Origin of the sequence: Paenibacillus sp. cl130 (assembly GCF_900116035.1) — a bacterium.
GTDB classification, from domain to species: Bacteria; Bacillota; Bacilli; order Paenibacillales; family Paenibacillaceae; genus Paenibacillus; species Paenibacillus polymyxa_B.
Window position 1 is genome coordinate 166,309 of the sequence record NZ_FOYG01000003.1, and the last position, 18,744, is coordinate 185,052.

At 42.5% G+C, this 18,744-nt stretch carries 18 protein-coding genes and 1 pseudogene; 18 read left to right on the forward strand and 1 reads right to left on the reverse strand.

Annotated elements, in window-relative coordinates; all coding sequences use genetic code 11:
- The first annotated feature begins 56 nt into the window (after nt 1-56).
- The 15 genes from BM358_RS10140 (at nt 57) to BM358_RS10210 (ending at nt 14,670) form a co-directional block, all read left to right on the forward strand.
- Nucleotides 57-560, forward strand: a complete 504-nt coding sequence (locus BM358_RS10140; protein WP_013310291.1) for a ferritin — start codon at nt 57-59, stop codon at nt 558-560.
- Nucleotides 561-849: 289 nt separating this feature from the next.
- Nucleotides 850-1,398, forward strand: a complete 549-nt coding sequence (locus BM358_RS10145) for a GNAT family N-acetyltransferase (protein WP_023988541.1) — start codon at nt 850-852, stop codon at nt 1,396-1,398.
- A gap of 57 nt (nt 1,399-1,455) precedes the next feature.
- Nucleotides 1,456-2,574 (forward strand): LLM class flavin-dependent oxidoreductase, encoded by a 1,119-nt coding sequence (locus BM358_RS10150; protein WP_028541329.1) that lies wholly within the window; start codon nt 1,456-1,458, stop codon nt 2,572-2,574.
- Between the two features lie 216 nt (nt 2,575-2,790).
- Entirely contained in the window at nt 2,791-4,818 is a 2,028-nt protein-coding gene (locus BM358_RS10155; RefSeq protein ID WP_028541328.1) for a S9 family peptidase, read from the forward strand.
- Nucleotides 4,819-4,930: 112 nt separating this feature from the next.
- Nucleotides 4,931-6,034, forward strand: a complete 1,104-nt coding sequence (locus BM358_RS26430) for a DNA alkylation repair protein (protein WP_028541327.1) — start codon at nt 4,931-4,933, stop codon at nt 6,032-6,034.
- Between the two features lie 177 nt (nt 6,035-6,211).
- A complete protein-coding gene (locus BM358_RS10165; RefSeq protein ID WP_028541326.1) occupies nt 6,212-7,801 on the forward strand; it encodes an acetate--CoA ligase in 1,590 nt (529 codons plus the stop codon).
- 47 nt (nt 7,802-7,848) lie between these two features.
- A complete protein-coding gene (locus BM358_RS10170; RefSeq protein WP_028541325.1) occupies nt 7,849-9,081 on the forward strand; it encodes an aminopeptidase in 1,233 nt (410 codons plus the stop codon).
- A gap of 230 nt (nt 9,082-9,311) precedes the next feature.
- Nucleotides 9,312-9,902, forward strand: coding sequence for a TetR/AcrR family transcriptional regulator (locus BM358_RS10175; RefSeq protein WP_023988547.1), 591 nt, complete (start codon nt 9,312-9,314; stop codon nt 9,900-9,902).
- A gap of 18 nt (nt 9,903-9,920) precedes the next feature.
- Nucleotides 9,921-10,547 carry an HXXEE domain-containing protein gene (locus BM358_RS10180; protein ID WP_023988548.1) on the forward strand — a complete coding sequence of 209 codons (627 nt, stop codon included), beginning with the start codon at nt 9,921-9,923 and terminating at the stop codon, nt 10,545-10,547.
- 120 nt (nt 10,548-10,667) lie between these two features.
- Entirely contained in the window at nt 10,668-11,363 is a 696-nt protein-coding gene (locus BM358_RS10185; RefSeq protein WP_028541324.1) for a DUF4309 domain-containing protein, read from the forward strand.
- A 150-nt stretch (nt 11,364-11,513) separates the two neighbouring features.
- Nucleotides 11,514-12,041, forward strand: coding sequence for a TetR/AcrR family transcriptional regulator (locus BM358_RS10190; RefSeq protein ID WP_028541323.1), 528 nt, complete (start codon nt 11,514-11,516; stop codon nt 12,039-12,041).
- 213 nt (nt 12,042-12,254) lie between these two features.
- Nucleotides 12,255-12,845, forward strand: coding sequence for a sulfurtransferase TusA family protein (locus BM358_RS10195; protein WP_028541322.1), 591 nt, complete (start codon nt 12,255-12,257; stop codon nt 12,843-12,845).
- Nucleotides 12,842-13,357 carry a DsrE/DsrF/DrsH-like family protein gene (locus BM358_RS10200; RefSeq protein WP_049828400.1) on the forward strand — a complete coding sequence of 172 codons (516 nt, stop codon included), beginning with the start codon at nt 12,842-12,844 and terminating at the stop codon, nt 13,355-13,357. Before BM358_RS10195 ends, BM358_RS10200 begins: the two co-directional genes overlap by 4 nt.
- 76 nt (nt 13,358-13,433) lie before the next feature.
- Entirely contained in the window at nt 13,434-13,700 is a 267-nt protein-coding gene (locus tag BM358_RS10205; protein ID WP_013310304.1) for a metal-sensitive transcriptional regulator, read from the forward strand.
- A 289-nt stretch (nt 13,701-13,989) separates the two neighbouring features.
- Entirely contained in the window at nt 13,990-14,670 is a 681-nt protein-coding gene (locus BM358_RS10210) for a YetF domain-containing protein (protein ID WP_028541320.1), read from the forward strand.
- A gap of 25 nt (nt 14,671-14,695) precedes the next feature.
- Here BM358_RS10210 and BM358_RS10215 read toward each other — a convergent pair whose 3' ends face one another.
- Nucleotides 14,696-15,136, reverse strand: coding sequence for a GerAB/ArcD/ProY family transporter (locus BM358_RS10215; RefSeq protein WP_231517176.1), 441 nt, complete (start codon nt 15,134-15,136; stop codon nt 14,696-14,698).
- Here BM358_RS10215 and BM358_RS10220 point away from each other — a divergent pair.
- From BM358_RS10220 to BM358_RS10230, 3 genes and pseudogenes are all read left to right on the forward strand, one after another.
- Nucleotides 15,136-15,345 (forward strand): annotated as a pseudogene (locus BM358_RS10220) (IS3 family transposase); the annotation flags it as partial. The gene BM358_RS10215 and the pseudogene BM358_RS10220 overlap by 1 nt on opposite strands.
- A gap of 284 nt (nt 15,346-15,629) precedes the next feature.
- Nucleotides 15,630-16,481: an alpha/beta fold hydrolase gene (locus BM358_RS10225; RefSeq protein WP_028541319.1), complete on the forward strand. Its 852-nt coding sequence runs from the start codon at nt 15,630-15,632 to the stop codon at nt 16,479-16,481.
- A gap of 319 nt (nt 16,482-16,800) precedes the next feature.
- The gene (locus BM358_RS10230; RefSeq protein WP_231517172.1) at nt 16,801-18,723 is read left to right on the forward strand and encodes a BglG family transcription antiterminator; all 1,923 of its coding nucleotides are present in this window, start codon (nt 16,801-16,803) and stop codon (nt 18,721-18,723) included.
- The last annotated feature ends 21 nt before the right edge of the window (nt 18,724-18,744 follow it).

Sequence of the window (18,744 nt, forward strand, 5' to 3'; positions counted from 1 at the left end):
TCGTGGTACACTATGATCGTTACATTATTACATACATGACCGAGGTGACCTGAGACATGAATGACAATTTGGCACAGGCTCTGAATGAGCAAATGAACTTTGAATTTTACTCCGCTCACGTATATCTGGCGATGGCTGCTTATTGCTCCAGTGAAAGTCTGGATGGGTTTGCAAACTTCTTCCTGGTACAAGCTGAGGAGGAACGGTTTCATGCCATGAAACTGTATAAATACATTAATGACCGTAGAGGACGCGCCACATTGGCTGCATTGCCGGAGCCAAAAAACAGCTACGATTCCATGCTGGACGTATTTGAGCATGGCTACAAGCATGAGCAGCAAAACACGCAAAAATTTTATCATCTGGCTGACTTGGCCCTCGATGGACGCGAGCATGCAACGATCCATTTCCTGAAATGGTTTATTGATGAGCAAGTCGAAGAGGAAGCTCTGTTCGACAGTGTTATCCAGAAGCTTAAGCGCATTGAAAGAGACAGCAACGCCTTTTATATGCTGGACAGCGAGTTTGCCAAACGCAGCTTTACTGCCCCTGCGGAGTAATACAGCATACATGGTTTGTTTTGAATGCCGGAGATAAGACCAGCATTTTATTCGTCTAGAAAGTAGAGGAGCCCGATTTTCGGGCTTTTTTGCGTTGACTTTAATTAACGAATTCCCATCTTTCGAGGGGCTATTGTTATTTTAAATGGAGTTATAGAAAAAATTAATTTGTCGCTGGATGGTGAGCATGCTACAGTTATGTTAACTTTTATATCTCATTAAGTAGATAGGATTAATTATTTTGGTGATTCACGAGCATTATAATAACACTATAGGGAGGCGGGTTAGTATGAGTGAAATCTATCGTCTGGCACTCCAAGAGGATGCAGAAAGATTGCAGTATGTGACGTATGAGGCGTATGAAACAATTCGGCAGTTGGAGCTTCGATGGCCTGCCGCTCAGGCAGATGTTGCTCTCATTCAAGAAAACATTAAAAATAATGATTGCTATGTGCTGGAAGTAGACGGTGTCATTCAGGCTACCGTTAGCCATCTCAAAAATAGAGCCCTTAATTTTATAACCGATCTACCGTTTGTGATGTGGTTTGCTGTAGACCCGGCTGCCCAGGGCAAAGGATATGGGAAAAAACTGCTGAATTGGGTAGAGCAAACGATTATTCGTGACAAGGTCGGTGCTCCTGCTGTGACACTGGCGACTGCGGAAAAGCATCCCTATTTGCTATCCATGTACGAGCGTTGGGGGTATGAACGTATCCATGCTTTTGACCATGGAACAGGGGACGGGACGATGCATTTACTGCGTAAAGTGGTGAATCCTGAATTATTCTCCACCTACATTCGTGAAAAAAATGAAGCTGAGACAGCTAACCGAAATTAGACGCGACCATAGGGAACGGACGAAGCCGATTCGTTCGCAGAAGGGGGGCAGGAGCGAATGAAGTTTGTATTGTTCAGCCTAATGGCTAATCTGCCTAATGCGATTACCGGAGAAGCCTGGAGTTCGCAGCAAAAATTCCAAAATGTAATTAAGCAGGCTGTGCTCGCAGAGGAGCTTGGTTTTGATGCGTATGGTGTGGGGGAACGGCATGGTACGCCTTTTTTGTCGTCTTCACCTCCACTCGTTCTGACCGCTATAGCAGCGAGAACTGAACGGATTCGTCTGCTGACGATGGTAACGGTGCTTAGTATTCTTGACCCGGTACGCGTAGCTGAGGATTATGCGACATTGGATCATTTATCGGGCGGAAGATTAGAACTGATTATCGGAAAAGGCAATGATCCACGCCATTATCCGTTGTTTGGAATTACGGAGGAAGAGCAGTGGGAATCGTTAGCAGAACGCTATCGTCTGCTCAAACGGCTATGGAGCGAGGAAGAGGTTACGTGGGGGGGCAACTATCGGCCCCCGCTGTATCAGGTCACGACACAGCCACGCCCGTATCAACAGCAAATTCCGATATGGCATGGAAGTGCCTCCAGTACATTATCGACGGAGCTGGCTGCACAATATGGAGAGCCGTTATTTTCCTCAAATTCTTTCCATCCTCAGGCCAAGTATAAAGCCTTAATTGATCATTACCGTGAACGGCTCGCTTATTACGGTCATGATCCTGCTCAAGCCGTAATTGGTGCCGGAGCCGGGAGCTTGTATCTGGCGGATACAGACGAGGAAGCGATCAGACGCTATCGCCCGTATTATGATGCTTACCACTCGACGACGGCGGCTCAACATAATCAATCCCCGTTTACAAATTTGGAGGACAATATCCGCAACGGTCCAGTTCTGATTGGTTCTGCGGACAGCGTTCTTGAAAAAATACGGAACTATTATACTGCGTTCGGCCATCAGGTACTCAGCATAAGCGTGGATGGGCTGGGAGAGCAGGAGCAGCTTGAACAGCTGCATCGGTTTGCCGAGGATATCATTCCTGTGCTGCGGCGCGAGATTCCCAGCACTATTTGGCAGCAGATGCCGAACCTACACAAAGAAAATAGATCACTGGCTGCTTTACCTAAAGGGGCTTCCTCCATTTCTCCTATTTTCCAATTGTGATTGATGAATAACGTTACCCTCTCTCATGAAAGCAACCGAAGTAGCGGTGTTTTCGGGTCGATAGCGACTGAGAGAGGGTCTTTTTATTTTTAGACAAATTGACAGAGATAAATAAAAAGAGTAACGTAATTGTATATTTACTAAAATCATATAAAATTAATCGGGTTAATTAAAATGTGAGATGTAGAACCTAATGATATATAAGGAGGAATTTTTTTGAGCAACTCGCAATCTAGCACGACTAAGCGCTGTATAACAGCCGAGGATTTATATCGACTTCACTGGGTTAGCGATCCAGCTATTCATCCCCTCAGCGGTGAAATCGCTTACGTAGAGCAGCATATTAATAAAGAGCGGACAGATTATAACTCAGGAATTTGGCTATTATCGTCCGAAGGCGCTAGCGCATTACCCTTTACATACGGACCGAAAGATGAAACGCCTGTCTGGTCACCAGATGGATCACAACTAGCTTTTCTCCGTACAACAGACGGCAAGCGCCAGGTGTGGATTATTCCAGAACGCGGAGGGGAGGCACGACAGCTTACACACGTAGAGAACAATGTTCGTTCATTAGCCTGGTCTCCTGATGGGACCTGCATATCGTTTGTAGCTAAAACGGCCGAGAACCCGTCAAGCCCTACATCCGATGGAGGAACTCAGGAGGCACAACTTAAGGGACGAGTCGTTAATCGAACGAAAGCTAAATCCGACGGATATGGACTGTGGGATGATACTCGTGATCACTTGTATGTAACTGATGTGACTTCGGGGCACACAGTTCAACTGACTTCCGGCGCTTATGATGTGGCGGAGCCTGTGTGGTCACCGGATGGTCAACGTATTTTATTCGTCGCCAGAATAGCAGAGCATTCGAAAGAGGATACGGATTTACGTAAGCAAAATGATTTGTTTACGATAGCCCCTGCGATTTCAAATGGTGATGCAGCAGCACCGCTTAAGCTGACCCATTCTAAACTGCACATCGAGAGTGCCGCTTATTCTCCCGACGGTTCAACGATTGCCTTTTACGGTCATGATCGACATGCCAAAGACGCTACTCAGACCCGACTGTACACGGTTCCTTCCAGTGGGGGGACGGCAGTATGCGTTAGTGAGACGCTTGACGCTCACCTCGGTAATGCGGGTATGAGCGACATGCGTTCACATCTTCATGTAGGACCACCACGCTTCAGTGCGGACGGTCAATCTCTGTATACGCTGGTTACCCATGAAGGAAATGTGCACGTATATCAGTTTGCGCTTGATAGGACTTTTAAAATTTTAACCCAAGGAGAGCGGGAAATTTACCAATTCGAGCTTACTTCGGATGAGCAGCATATCATTGCCGCCTCCACCGATGTAGCTTTACCAGGTGATTTATTCCAGATTGCGATTCATTCAGGAACTGAGGAACGGCTGACACGAGTGAATGATTCTCTGCTTGATGAGATTGAGATCAGTGTGCCTGAGAGCTTCTGGACTGAGGTTGAGGATGGACGACGGGTGCAGGGATGGGTGATGAAGCCTGCTGGGTTTAAGGAGGGGGTATCCTATCCTGCTATTTTGGAGATTCACGGTGGTCCTCATGCCATGTATTCCAATTCTTTTTTTCATGAATTTCAGTTGCTGGCCGCTCAGGGGTATACAGTCATCTACACGAATCCGGGAGGAAGCCGAGGGTATGGACAGTCTTTCACCAATGTCGTCCTTGGAGATTACGGCGGACACGATTACACCGATCTGTTGAGTGCAGTGGACGAGGCTATACGTCAGTTCCCATTCATTCATCCGGAAAGGCTGGGTGTAACAGGAGGCAGCTATGGTGGCTTTATGACAAACTGGATTGTCGGCCATACCGATCGTTTCCGCGCAGCTGTGACCCAGCGCTCCATATCTAACTGGCTGTCCATGTATGGAGTGAGTGACATAGGGTACTCGTTTACTGAAGATGAAGTCGGCGGGAATCCGTGGGACGATTGCGAGCTCTTATGGAAGCAATCTCCGCTGGCTTATGTGCAGCAAATCAATACACCGCTGCTCATATTGCACGGGGAGCAGGATCTGCGATGTCCTATAGAGCAGGGAGAGCAGCTGTTTACAGCATTACGTCGCTTGGGGAAACCTACGCAATTTGTCCGTTTCCCAGCTTCAAGTCACGAGCTTTCACGAAAAGGGCACCCGCAGCTTCGCGTGGAACGATTGCAACGTATTACCAATTGGTTTGCCCAACACGAATTATAAGTAAATCGATTTCTTGTATTAATGTAAAAATGTCAGGTCCTAATCATAGGACTTGGCATTTTTAGTATGCCTTGCTACAATTCTCTCAACCTCATACAAAAGGAGATATATAATGGCCGAGCCCTTAAAAAATATGTACACGGAGAATTTTCTTCAACAATTCGGTGAAAAAGTACAGTCTGCGTACAGGCCGTTCGATACCATCGGATTCATCCATCAAGTGATGGATAAAAAATGGGATGAGCTGGAGCTAAAAGAACGAATACGGCGTATTTCGTTAACATTAGGGGCATTTTTGCCCAGTAAATATGAAGAAGCTCTGGATATTCTTTTTGCTATAGACGAGCATTGCAGCGGTTTCCCGTACTTATTCTTTCCGGATTTTGTGGAGGTGTATGGGCAGGGGGAGGAGCATTGGACGCTTTCCATGGAAGCGCTGGAGCGTTTCACACAGAAGTCATCTGCGGAGTTTGCCGTCAGACCCTTCCTGCTGCGCGAACCGGAACGGATGATGCGCCAGATGACGGTCTGGGCAGGGCATCCGAGCGAGCACGTCCGCCGTCTTGCCAGCGAAGGCTGTCGTCCACGACTGCCGTGGGGGCAAGCGTTGCCCATATTTAAGCGCGATCCCGCTCCGGTATTGGCCGTGCTGGAGCTGTTGAAAGCCGATCCCTCACTGTATGTACGTAAAAGTGTAGCCAACAACCTGAACGATATTGCCAAGGATCATCCTGATGTGGTCATTGCTACGGCTCAACGGTGGAAAGGAACACATCCTGACACCGACTGGATTGTGCGTCATGGCTGTCGGACCCTGATTCGCAAATCCATCCCCGAAGTGATGGCAATGTTCGGCTATGCGGATGAAACAGACGGGGCGCCGTTAGTCACGGGAGCCTCTTTCACCACAGACCCTGCCATGCTAAAGCTTGGTGATAGCTGTGAGTTGAGCTACGCGCTTCAGCTTCGTGAAGGTGACCCGGTACGAGTCCGCATCGAGTACGGCATCGACTTTGTGAAGGCGAGAGGACAAGTCTCACGTAAACTGTTTTTGCTATCTGACAAAACGGTCCCTGGAGGAACCCATCTTACAGGTACACGGACACACCGTTTTGCAGACCTGACAACTCGTCGCCATTATGCGGGAGCGCACCGGATTGCACTGCTCGTAAACGGTCAGGAAGCGGCTTCTACAGTGGTAGAACTCCAGTTGTAAATCACGATAGTAGTGAAGAAAAAGAGCCTGTAATTAGGCTCTTTCTTTTTGTCGTTCGCTTTACCAAATTTATTTTTTTCCAAAAAAATGATTCTGGTATTAGAACCTGGTACTAAGACGTGTTATACTACAGTAAGAAAGTGGATCTCATCTTATGTATAAAGGGGAAGGTATAATTTGACAGATCAACAACAATGGCTTGCGCCTGAATATTACAATATGACTTCGGAAATGGAACACCATGATGCTGGTAAAACCGCACTCAAGTGGCTGAGTGAGACAGGAGAATACGAAGAAATCACCTACGGAGAGCTGCTGAAAAAGGCTAACCGACTGGCTGGAGGACTCGCAAATCTGGGATTTAACAAAGGTGACAGAGTTCTGGTCGTAGTACCACGGCGTATTATTGCGTATGTAATTTATCTGGCCTGCTTGAAGCTGGGGCTTGCTGTCATTCCATCTTCAGAAATGCTACGTGCCAAGGATATTGCATATCGTCTTCGCCATTCAGAAGCGCGCGCAGTCATTGCCTGGACCGGAGTAACAAGCGAAGTGGACAAAATAAATGATGATTTGCCTGCTCTGGATTATCGCATCGTGGTCTCCGGGGACGACACGGCAGATGTATCTGGCTGGCTCTTGCTGAATGAGCTGATGGATGGACAGGAAGATACTTTTGAAGCTGTGAAGACGCACCGTGACGACATGGCTATTCTGGCCTATACTTCGGGCACCACGGGAAATCCTAAAGGTGTTGTACATAGCCATGGCTGGGGATATGCTCATCTGCGGATAACATCACCATGGTTGGATATTCAAGCTTCAGATATAGTATGGGCTACTGCTGCGCCGGGATGGCAAAAGTGGATTTGGAGTCCGTTTTTATCCGTACTGGGAAATGGAGCGACCGGATTCGTATATAATGGTCCGTTTCGTCCAGGTCGGTATTTGCAGTTTATGCAGCAGTATGGAATCCAAGTATTGTGCTGTACGCCGACAGAATATCGGATTATGGCGAAAACGGATGGTTTGGATCAATATGATCTATCCCAATTGCGCAGCGCAGTTTCAGCGGGAGAGCCTCTCAATCAGGAGGTCATTAACAAGTTTCAGGAGCAGTTCAACATTACGATTCGTGACGGCTACGGTCAAACAGAGAGCACATTAATTATTGGTAATTTAAAGGATGCACCTCTGCGTACAGGCTCGATGGGCAAATCCATTGCACCGGGACTCGTTGAGGTCGTAGACGAGGATGGCATTCCGCTGGCTCCGGGGCAAGTGGGGGATATTGCAGTGCGTGCCGATCTGCCGGCGTTATTCCATACGTATTACCATGATCCAGAACGCAAATTAGCTAGTGTCCACGGAGATTATTTTGTTACGGGAGACCGGGCTCGCAAAGATGAGGATGGATATTTCTGGTTCGAAGGACGTGGGGATGATATCATTATCAGTTCTGGCTATACCATTGGTCCTTTTGAAGTAGAGGAAGCGCTTATGAAGCATGACTCCGTGCAGGAATGTGCTGCCGTAGCCAGCCCTGACGAAATCCGTGGACATGTTGTAAAGGCTTTTGTCGTACTCAAAGCTGGAGTAGAAGGATCACCGGCGTTAGTGAAGGAACTGCAACATCATGTGAAAACATGGACGGCGCCTTATAAATATCCACGAAAAATAGAGTTTATTCAAGAGCTTCCTAAAACTAGCTCGGGCAAAATACGAAGAGTGGAGCTGCGTGAACTGGAGAAGCAATCCGTACTGTAGTGATGAAATCATTCAATATAATCAAAACGGAACAGGAGCGTGGAAAAATGAGTACATTTGAATCATTGTTGGAGCAATACGCAGAACTGGTCGTAAGAGTAGGGGTTAACATTCAGCCCGGACAGGCGTTTTTGGTAACTGCACCACTGGAAACTGTTGAGTTTACACGCCTGATTGTCAGCAAAGCCTATGAAGCAGGCGCTAAATATGTACAGGTAGAGTTCGAGGATGATTCCATTACACGTAGTCGTTTTGAACATGGTGACGAAGCCAGCTTTGATTACTACCCTACTTGGAAGGCAGAAATGATGGAGAAATTTGCCGAAGAGGGTGGAGCCACACTAACGATTAAAGTGCCGAACCCGGATTTATATCAAGGCATTGATCCACAAAAGGTATCTCGTGCGACTAAGGCGGCAGCTACGGCGAGAGAAGGTTTTTCCAAATATACCCGAAATCATAAAATTAGCTGGTGTTTGATTAAAGCGCCGACGAAGGCTTGGGCCGATAAAGTATTTGCAGATATAGCAGAAGAGGATCGTATACGTGTCATGTGGGATACAATCTTCCAAATGAACCGTGTAGATGGCTCTGATCCTATTCAGAATTGGCAGAAACATTTGAAAAACCTTGAACAGGTACAAGACAAGCTGAATCATAAAAAGTATAAAAGCCTCCATTATCGTGCACCAGGAACAGATTTGAGAATTGAACTGGCTGACGGTCATATTTGGCGCAGCGGTGGTGGTGAGAACGAGCACGGAGATTATTTTGTCGCGAATATGCCGACAGAAGAAGTGTTCACGATGCCTAAGCGTACAGGTGTGAATGGTCATGTCACAAGTACCATGCCACTCAATTTAAATGGACAACTGGTGGATCGCATAACGTTTACCTTTAAGGACGGTAAAGTCACTGAATATACAGCAGAATCCGGCGAGCAGCATCTGACTCATTTGCTCACTACGGATGAAGGGGCCAGCTATTTGGGAGAAGTTGCACTGGTGCCGCACGATTCACCGATTTCCAATCTCAATCGCATTTTTTACAATACAGGTATCGACGAAAATGCCTCCTGCCACTTGGCTCTAGGCAGTGCGTATCCATTTAATATGGAAAATGGGACACAAATGAACCGGGAGGAGCTGCTCCAGAACGGTGCCAATGTCAGCCTGACTCATGTGGACTTCATGATCGGCTCAGCTGAACTGGATATTGACGGCGAATTGCAAGACGGAAGCAAAGAAGCCGTGTTCCGCAAAGGAAATTGGGCTATTTAGGCCTTTTTTCAATCTCCATTCAATCGACCCGCAAACGATCTCATTCGTTATGCGGGTTTTTCTATTCCCTAAATCTCAAATTGCTCCTTGTTTTGTGAAATATAAAGTGCTAAACTGAGTTCAAACAGTAATTTAAACAACGTTTTAATTATTGTTTGAAAAGTCATTTACATAAAATCGTCCCATTTCATTCATCCGTTATGATGGGACGAAACAGGAGGAGGAAAAACATGAATCACCCAGACAAAAAACAACAAACCAAAGAAAAAATCTTAGACGCTACGCTGGAATTTATTCAAAAGGAAGGTTTTGAAGCGGTTACAATCAGAAAAATTGCCGACCTATCTGCTACTAATATTTCTTTAGTTAATTATTATTTTGGCTCCAAGGAAAATCTGCTCAGTGAAGCTATTGAAGTGATATTAAATGGCTTTCAGCACACCTTTTCTATTTTGGACAATACAGCGATGCCCCCCCAAGATAGACTGAAACAATTTTTACTTAACTATCTACAGGTCATTCGTCAATATCCAGAGCTTCTTTCGCGAATTATTGCCATGGGCAGCACGCCCTTTACATCTCAACAGGAATACGGAAGGTTTTTAAACATCATGGGATTTCCAAAGGTTCAGAGCACGATCAAGGAGCTGACAGGTGAGCAACAGCCGGAGCGCTTGTTAGCGATGATGCTGCAAATATTTGGAGCTATTTTTCTGCCTGCACTGATGAGTCCGATTCTTGAATCAGGGGCAGTTGTGGAAATACCTTCAATAGAGGAACAATTAAATCTGCTGTTCGAAAGATATTTTGATCAAAAATAAATCATAGGGGTGACTAATATGAATTTTTTAAGAAAATATTGGCAAGATGCAGGGGCTATAATCGGTGTGGTTGTATGTATTGTTTTACTTATGAATCCAGCTATCCTTTCGGATATAACAGGCATGTTATGGTTGAGTTTTGTAGCTATATTATTTCATCAATTTGAGGAGTACCGCTGGCCTGGATATTTTGCTGGTTTATTTAACAATGTTATGTTTAAAAGTGATACACCGGATCATTACCCCTTAAACACTCAATCAGCGATGATTATCAATGTAGCAATTGCCTACGTGTTTTATCTGCTCCCCGTATGGTTCCCGCAAGTAGTCTGGCTTGGACTCGCACCAATTTTTATGGGATTCTTTCAGGTCGTTTGGCACGGTATCGTTGTCAATATTAAAGCAAAAACCTTATATAATCCTGGCTTGTTTACGGCACTTCTCCTGCATGTTCCAGTCGGAATCTGGTATATTCATGAAATAGTACAGCGAGACATCCCAACGGCAATAGACTGGATTGCGGGTACGATCTACTTTGTTTTTGCTGTATACATCTTCATCATTAAAGGGAATATATGGTTGAAGAAGAGTGACTCTCCTTACTCCTTTTCTAAACAACAGCTGGGAGCTTACGGTCGTAAATAGGGTATGTTAGAAAATCATCAATGTCCTTGTTTACAAGTTGGATACAAGTAGAGGTATTCTGGAAACGAGGTTCGGTTACACTTGCTTTGTACCCATGAACAAGGAAAGAGTGATCTTATAATGCAGCATACACATCAATCTCATGATCGTAAAAAATTGGCTTGCAAGCTAATCACCACTAGTGCTTTCTTGGCTATAGGTTTTGCTGTGATGACAGGATGCAGCAATAGCGGGGAAGCAAAATCAACTGCTCCTACTAAAGCAGAAACAGTCAAATCACCTGCTAGTTCTACAGATCAAAACACGGATCCCAATACTAATGGGCAAGGCTCAACCTCTACCCATCAAGAAACTGCCAGTAGTACAGCTTCATCTCACAGTAAACACAGCTCCGCAGCCGCTATATTCAGCGCAGCCAAGCAGGGGACCTTACCGAATTTGCCTAAAGGTCTTGGCTTGGGAACTAGCAGCGATCTGTTATTTGAGCTGTGGGGGAAATCCGAGTCAGGTTCTACAGGTCCTATGAGAAGCTACGCTAAGTATCATACAGACATCGTGCTGGATGGAAGCGATAAAGTTACAGAAATTACATCTTCCGATCCAGACTATAAGAAGTTGCTTATCAAACAAGTTGTTGACGAATTGGGCCAACCTACGGAAACCGTTGACACCTCTAGAGACATACCTGACACAGCAGAAGCTTATTATACGATCAATAACACATCAGGACTTAGTTATTATTTAGTATTTTCCTATCAAACCAAAACGCAAAAGGTCAATTATATCCGATTATATTTTAACTCTAAGACGCCATAATTGGATGTATATAACAGAGTCGTTTCCGTCAGAATTGCGGAGGCGACTTTGTTCAAACTCATTGCATTTTTAGGTTATGTCGTTTATACTCATTTGTAATTGATTAATCACTAATCAGAAAACTGTGCTAAATAAAAGGATGAAAAAAACATGGCTAAAGCTACGTCAACATCTATAAATCGCCAAAAGGAAATCATATCTGCTGCCATTGAAGTGTTTGCAGAGATGGGCTACTACCGAGCTACAACAGCCAAAGTTGCGGAACGGGCCAATATTTCTCAGCCCTATGTCTTTCGTTTTTTCGCTACCAAGGAAGCGTTGCTTGTTGAAGCCTTGAAGGTTTCATTTGCACGTATCATAGACTCTTTTCACAGAGTTATTCATTCGGCCTCATCTGAACAGCTCGAGCAAGAGCTAATTGCAGCCTATTCGCAAATTATGATGGAATACCGCAATGAAACACTTTTGCAAATGCAGGCGCAGACGATCCGCGAGGATGAGGTTGTAAGCGTGATGCAGCAAGGATTCCGTGAAATTCATACGACGGTTTATGATGCTTTCCGACGGGCAGGTATTGAACAAGCAATGGAAAGAACGATGCTTTTTCTCGCCAGAGGTATGCTGTGTAATATTTCGATGTCGCTGGATCTACCAGAACTGATGAAAAAAGACGATTAATTTTGGTTTATGTATTAGAGTCGCGTTTTTGCGCGGCTTTTTTTGCTTTTAATTTTATTTTGTTCAAGACATGATTTCATTTGCTTCTGAGAAAAAACGGCCAAATAAGTTGACAAGAGAAGCGAGTCTCGTTATTCTAATACCCATAGGGGTATATGTATAAAGAAATTTAACTAAACTAAGTCCCCTCAAAAAACAGGCGGAGGTTATAGAATGTCATCAACTAACAATATCCAAGCAGATCATATTCTTGATTGCAAAGGGCTAGCTTGTCCTATGCCTATTGTAAAAACAAAAAAGGCTATGAATGAGCTCGTTCCCGGAAAGATTATAGAGGTTCAGGCGACTGACAAAGGTTCATTAGCCGATTTTCAGAACTGGGCTAAAAACACCGGACATCAATATTTGGGCACCCTCCAAGAAGGAGATGTAATGCGACATTATTTACGAAAAGCAAATCCGGCTGAAGTGAAGAAGGAGCAAATATTTTCTTCTACGATAAGCCATGAAGAGCTACAAGCAAAATGTTCTGGAAAAGAGAACTTCATTTTGCTTGATGTTCGTGAACCCGCTGAATTTGCGCTTAAACATATCCCTGGATCTAAGCACATCCCTCTTGGCGAACTGGAGAACAGACTTTCTGAGCTGAACTTGGAAGAAGAGATCGCAGTGATTTGCCAAGCTGGAGCACGCAGTGAAATGGCTTGTCAGTTCTTAGTTTCCAAAGGCGCTAAAAAAGTCAAATCTGTGCTTTCAGGCATATCCGAATGGGCTGGAGAAACTAAGGGAAGCGAATCCATATGAGTACAACAGCAGGAATTTATACAAATAATCAAGAACATGTTCAGTCCAAAACAACGATTGTATTATTCAGCGGGGAGCTGGATAAGGCGATTGCTGCATTCATTATTGCGAATGGAGCGGCAGCATATGATCATGAAGTAACTATTTTCTTTACTTTTTGGGGGCTAAATACGCTGCGCAAGGATGAAATCGTGAGCACCAATAAGGGAATGCTCGAAAAAGCCTTTGGCTGGATCATGCCTCGTGGACCCAAAAAGCTTGCACTATCCAAAATGAATTTTGCCGGACTCGGTCCACAGATGATCAAGCATGTCATGAAAAAGCACAATGCGCTTTCCTTGCCGCAGCTTATAGAGTTGGCACGAGAGCAGGGGATCAAGCTCGTCGCCTGTACCATGACCATGGATTTGTTAGGACTGCAGCAAGAAGAGCTAATCGACGGTTTGGAATATGCTGGAGTAGCCGCCTACTTGGGGGATGCTTCGCAGGGGAAGGTGAATCTATTTATTTAGGGTATCCTATTTATTTTTTTGGTTTATAATATACCTATACGTGTATATGGTAAGTCAAAAAAGGAGTGCATTACTTATGGATTACAATTACAGTGATGAACTGAAAACGCGCCTGAGGAGGATTGAGGGACAGGTACGTGGGGTACTTCGTTTAATGGATGAAGGTAAATCGTGCAAAGACGTCGTTAGCCAGTTATCTGCCGTACGTAACGCATCAGATAAAGCGATTGCCCAAATTGTAGCAGAGAATCTGCAACGATGTATATTGGAAGAGCAAGAGGCAGGAGGAGACACGGATAAGCTGGTTAAAGAAGCGATTCAGCTTCTTGTGAAAAGTAGATAATCATGTCTCCAGAGTCCATGCTAGCGGGCAATGATGTTACTATGTACAAAATTACGGGAGCTGGCATATTGCCTTTACCCAGCCACATATATTGGACGTTGTTAAGAAGTTTTTTGATAAACATCTGAAAGATTAAGATTATATACTAGCCATAATTTAAAAGTTCGCTGCCTCTAGTTGGTAGCGGCTTTTTTAATTGGACAATTTTAGGAATAACCCTCTGTTTATGCTGAGGTAGACAGGTGTATATAACACATAAGGAAAACAACTTCTTCCGGGAGGCCTATTTATGGAGGTATTTGTTACGATTGGTGTCAAATTGATCATCAGCTTTTTTGGCTTGTGGATCATTACTTTTATTACAGGTCGAAAAACACTCAGTCAGTTAACACCACTCGATTTCCTAACATCATTGGTGTTAAGCGAAATTGTGGGAAATACGTTATATGACGATAAGGTGACCATTGGGCAGCTTTTATTTGCTTTGGCACTATGGTGCGCGCTGGCCTACTTTTTTGAAAAGGCGACGACCCGTTTTGTGAAATTTGGATATATGGCAGAAGGTCGAACAGTGCTACTCGTGGATAAGGGCCAGGTCAATCAAGAGATGCTTGAAAAATATGATATAGAATTTACCCAGCTGCTCTCCATGCTACGCCAGCAAAATATTTTTTCTCTTCGTGAGGTCTGGTACGCCACGTTAGAAACGAATGGTTCATTGTCAGTCATGCGCAAACCCGAATACGAGCCACCCGCCGCTCAGGATATGGGAATAGATGCACAGCCTGACCTTTTTTCTGTAACAGTCATTGATAAAGGAAAGCTCCTGAACGAATCTATGCGTGGGAAGTCAATCGATATTGAAGAGATTAAAGTAAAGGTGCGCGAGCAGGGATATGATAGTATCGACGAAATCGCCTACGCAGAGTTTAGCGAGGATGGAACAATTCACATCGTGCCGATGAAATAGAAAATGTACAGTAAAAGAGGCTGAATTACGAAGCAGGCTGTTTTTTTAGCTTCTTTCTTTTTCTAATAACTATTACTATAAAAAGCAATAATGGGAGGATAAACTGAAAAACAGGAAACCAAAAAGTAACCACAGTCTTCCGACCCGTCATAATATGATGAGTGTAGTTAGGGGATAGAAATGAAAGCCCATAAATGAGAGCCCCGAGAGGCAGAACCCATTTTTTAAATCCAATTTTAGTTATTCTTTCAAGCCCTATCACAGCACTATTAAAAAATGCGACCATTTTAATAATTAAGCCAAGAAAGAGGAGCAAGGTGAAAAGTGCATCCATGCGTTCGAACACTTCTGCCAATTCAATCAACTGAACAGTTTCCAAAAGAGGCAGTGTGCTGCCTGCGGCGATCTTGGGACCCAGAACAAAAATAATTAGTTGATTAATAAATGTCAGGGCAAGAGCAGTAATCAAGGCGTGGAAATTGCCTAGACAATGCCTGTATAGAATCCTTCTTTTCCCATCTTAAAACAGAGAAGATTTATTTAACGAAACCCGGAACCCTAGCGGAGGTAGAACAACACGTACGGGAGTACATTTCATTTTATAATGAAAATAGATTTCAGAAAAAATTAAACAACCGTTCCCCGATTGAATACCGAGAAACGGTTGCTGCTTAAAGATGTCTTTTTAGTTCTGTCTACTTGACAGGGGTATGACCATTATCGCGTTTTTTTTGTTTCACAAAAGATGTGCTTGTCAAAAATCCAGTATGGATCCCATAAGTCAAGACAAGTAAGACAAAAATAACCCAGTTTTGTTTTTGAAAAAGCCATGTTAAACTTTTCTCCTAAAAATAAATGTACTTTCTGAGGTGAGTTGAAGTGTTGGAACGTTCTATGGAGAATACAAGGGAATTACACAAAGGAAAGGGAGTGATTTAAAAAAGAAAAGGAGATTATAAATGAGCACTTATCAAACAGTTATTAGTGATGGATTTGAGCTGAAATATGCTATAACAGGTAACGGAAGGCCGATATTGGTGATCGGCAGTAGTGTATATTATCCTCGCTTATTTTCAGACCATTTATATAAAAAGTTTCAGTTTATTTTTCTGGATCATAGAGGGTTTGCAAAACCGACTCGAGCTTTAAAACCAGAAGACTATACTTTGGATAAAGTTATTAATGATATAGAAACAGCAAGACAATGCCTTAATCTAAACGAATTTATCATATTAGGACATTCCGGGCATGCCTTTATGGCTTTGGAATATGCTAAACAATACCCGGACTATGTTCAAAAAGTGGTGCTTTTAAATTCAGCACCTACGAACAGCCAGGAAAGACAGCGGCGAAGCGCTTCATTCTTTTATGAAACGGCCAGTCCAGAAAGAAAGGAACGTTTTGAAAAGGACATTGTTTTATTAGAGGAAGATATCAAAAGAGACCCTGATAGAAGGTTTGTTCACATGTGTATACGAATGGGAGCCCAAAGCTTTTATGATTATGCCTATGATGCGGCTTACACGTGGAATGATGTGTACACGAACATGCCTATCATTGATTATTTATGGGGAGAAGCTTTCGGTAACATGAATTTGATACAATCCCTGGCGGATATCCATAAACCCGTATTTATTGGTTTGGGAAGGTATGATTATTTGGTTGCACCTGTTTCATTATGGGATAGGGTCGATGACACCTACGAGAACGTGAAAAAGGTGATTTTTGAACATAGTGGGCATAACCCGATGTTTGAAGAACCACATTATTTTGATCAAACATTAGCCAAATGGATTAATGAAGATCACTAGGATTTTAAACGGTCGATTCCTATTTAATAAGGAGTCGACTTTTTTGATGTTAACAAAGATCATAACTGAGCTTAGGAAAGGCGTATAACATGGAGTTGAAGAAACTTGTAATCACGTTTAATAAGGTCATTAGCAATTGACTTCATGCTGCGCCCAAACAGAGCTTATATCGAGTATTTTCTTCGGATGTCACTGCCATGTTCGGTGAGTTTGTTTGACAGAGAATAAAATTAGTAATACTGTGAATTCTAAATGACACTCCGTCTGTCATTTCCATGACTTAAATTTAATAAGTAAGTTTAAAGAAAGAGGGATAAGATTGTTTTCAAAACGGCAAAAAGAAATACTCTTATACTTAATTAGTTCTAATCATCCTGTTACTGCTGCATGGATTTCTAAAGAATTAAATGTTAGTGATCGAACCATACGTAATGATTTGAAATATATACAAATTAAGTCTGCTTCATTGGGTCTAAATTTAGAATTGATTAGGGGAAAAGGATACGACATAAAAATTACCGATAAAGATTTGTTTAATCAAAATTTCAATGACTTAACTAATGATAAACTCAGTCATTCTACAATTGACTTTTCTGAACAAGATAACCGAGTTATTTATTTGTTGAGCCGTTTCTTGTTAGAAAATAGCTATATAAAATTAGTGACTATTGAAGAAGAAATGTTTGTATCTAAATCTACAATACAAAACGATTTAAAAGAAGTGCGAAAAATATTGGAAAAGTACAACCTGAATTTAGTAAATCGCCCCCACTACGGCTTGTATATAGAGGGTGATGAATTTATGAAACGAACATGTTTATCAAATTATTTATACAAAAGAGAAGAAAACTTCGATCAATCTCATGAGGAATTTCCTTTATTTGATAAAAAGGAATACAAGAAAATTAAAGAAGTAATAATCGAAAAAGTAAACAAATACAAAATTGAAATATCAGATATTTCTTTAGAAAACCTTGCTATTCATTTAATTATTGCTTGTAAGAGGATCGAAGAGGGATTTTTAATTGATAATCCGTCGGTATATTTACAAAAAGACTACCCTTTCGAAGAAATAGTGGCCCATGAAATTGTCAAAGAAATAGAAGACATTACAGGATTGCTATTTCCTGATTCGGAGATCAATTATGTTATTACCCATTTGGTAGGTACTAAATTGCTTCCAAAAGAAAGTTTGTCAGAGTACAGTAAGTTGGATGAAGTCGGATCCATTGTGAGTTGTATTCTGAATAAATTACAGAAAGAATTAAATTGGGATTTCAATCATGACGTTGAATTCATTCAAGCACTCACACTTCACATTAGGCCTGCAATGAACAGACTTAGGTACAAAATGAATATTAGAAACCCCTTATTAAATGAAATTAAAGTAAATTATCCAGCGGCATTTGAAGGAGCTCTTATAGCCAGCAAGTGTATTAACAATTTTTTGAATTTAGAAGTTGGAGAACATGAGGTGGCTTTTATCGCTTTACACATTGGAGTTGCTTTAGAAAGAATGAAAAATAAAAACAACAAGATAAAAAAAGTGATTATTGTATGTGCTTCAGGTGTCGGAAGCGCAAAATTACTGTATTATCGATTAATTAATTTATTTGAAAATAAGTTACAAATTGTAAATACAATCAGTTATTATAAATTAGCAGAAGCCGATTTATCCTCTATAGATTTTATAATCAGTACAGTTCCGATCAAAGAGGATATAGGGATACCCGTCTATGTAGTAAATACCTTTTTAGATGATAAGGATCTAAATCGAATCAGGAACCTCTTATCCTCTTCAGAACAGCAAAGAGAAGCTCATACTTATCTTGAGCCATCCCGGGTGTTTGTGAAAAAAGAATTAACAACAAAGGAAAGCGTTATTCATTTTTTAAGTAGTAAGTTGGTTAAACAAGGTCTTGTACCTGATGATTATGTATCTTTAGTATTAGAAAGGGAGGCATTGGCTTCAACAAGTTTTGGTAATCTAGTAGCCATTCCACATCCGACTCTTCCCGTTACGACAGAAACTTTCTGGACCATATGTACGTTAAAACGCCCAATTCGATGGAATGATAAGCAAATGGTACAGTTGATTTGTTTGTTAAACATTAAAGAAGGAAACAATGTCGATTTAGAAAACATGTATAAGAAACTCGGTTCGCTTATAGAGAATAAGGAGATCGTCCAACGAATTCTTGCCAAAGACTCCGTGGAAGAAATCATGCAGTTACTAAACTGAAACAACAAGGAGCCGTTTTTT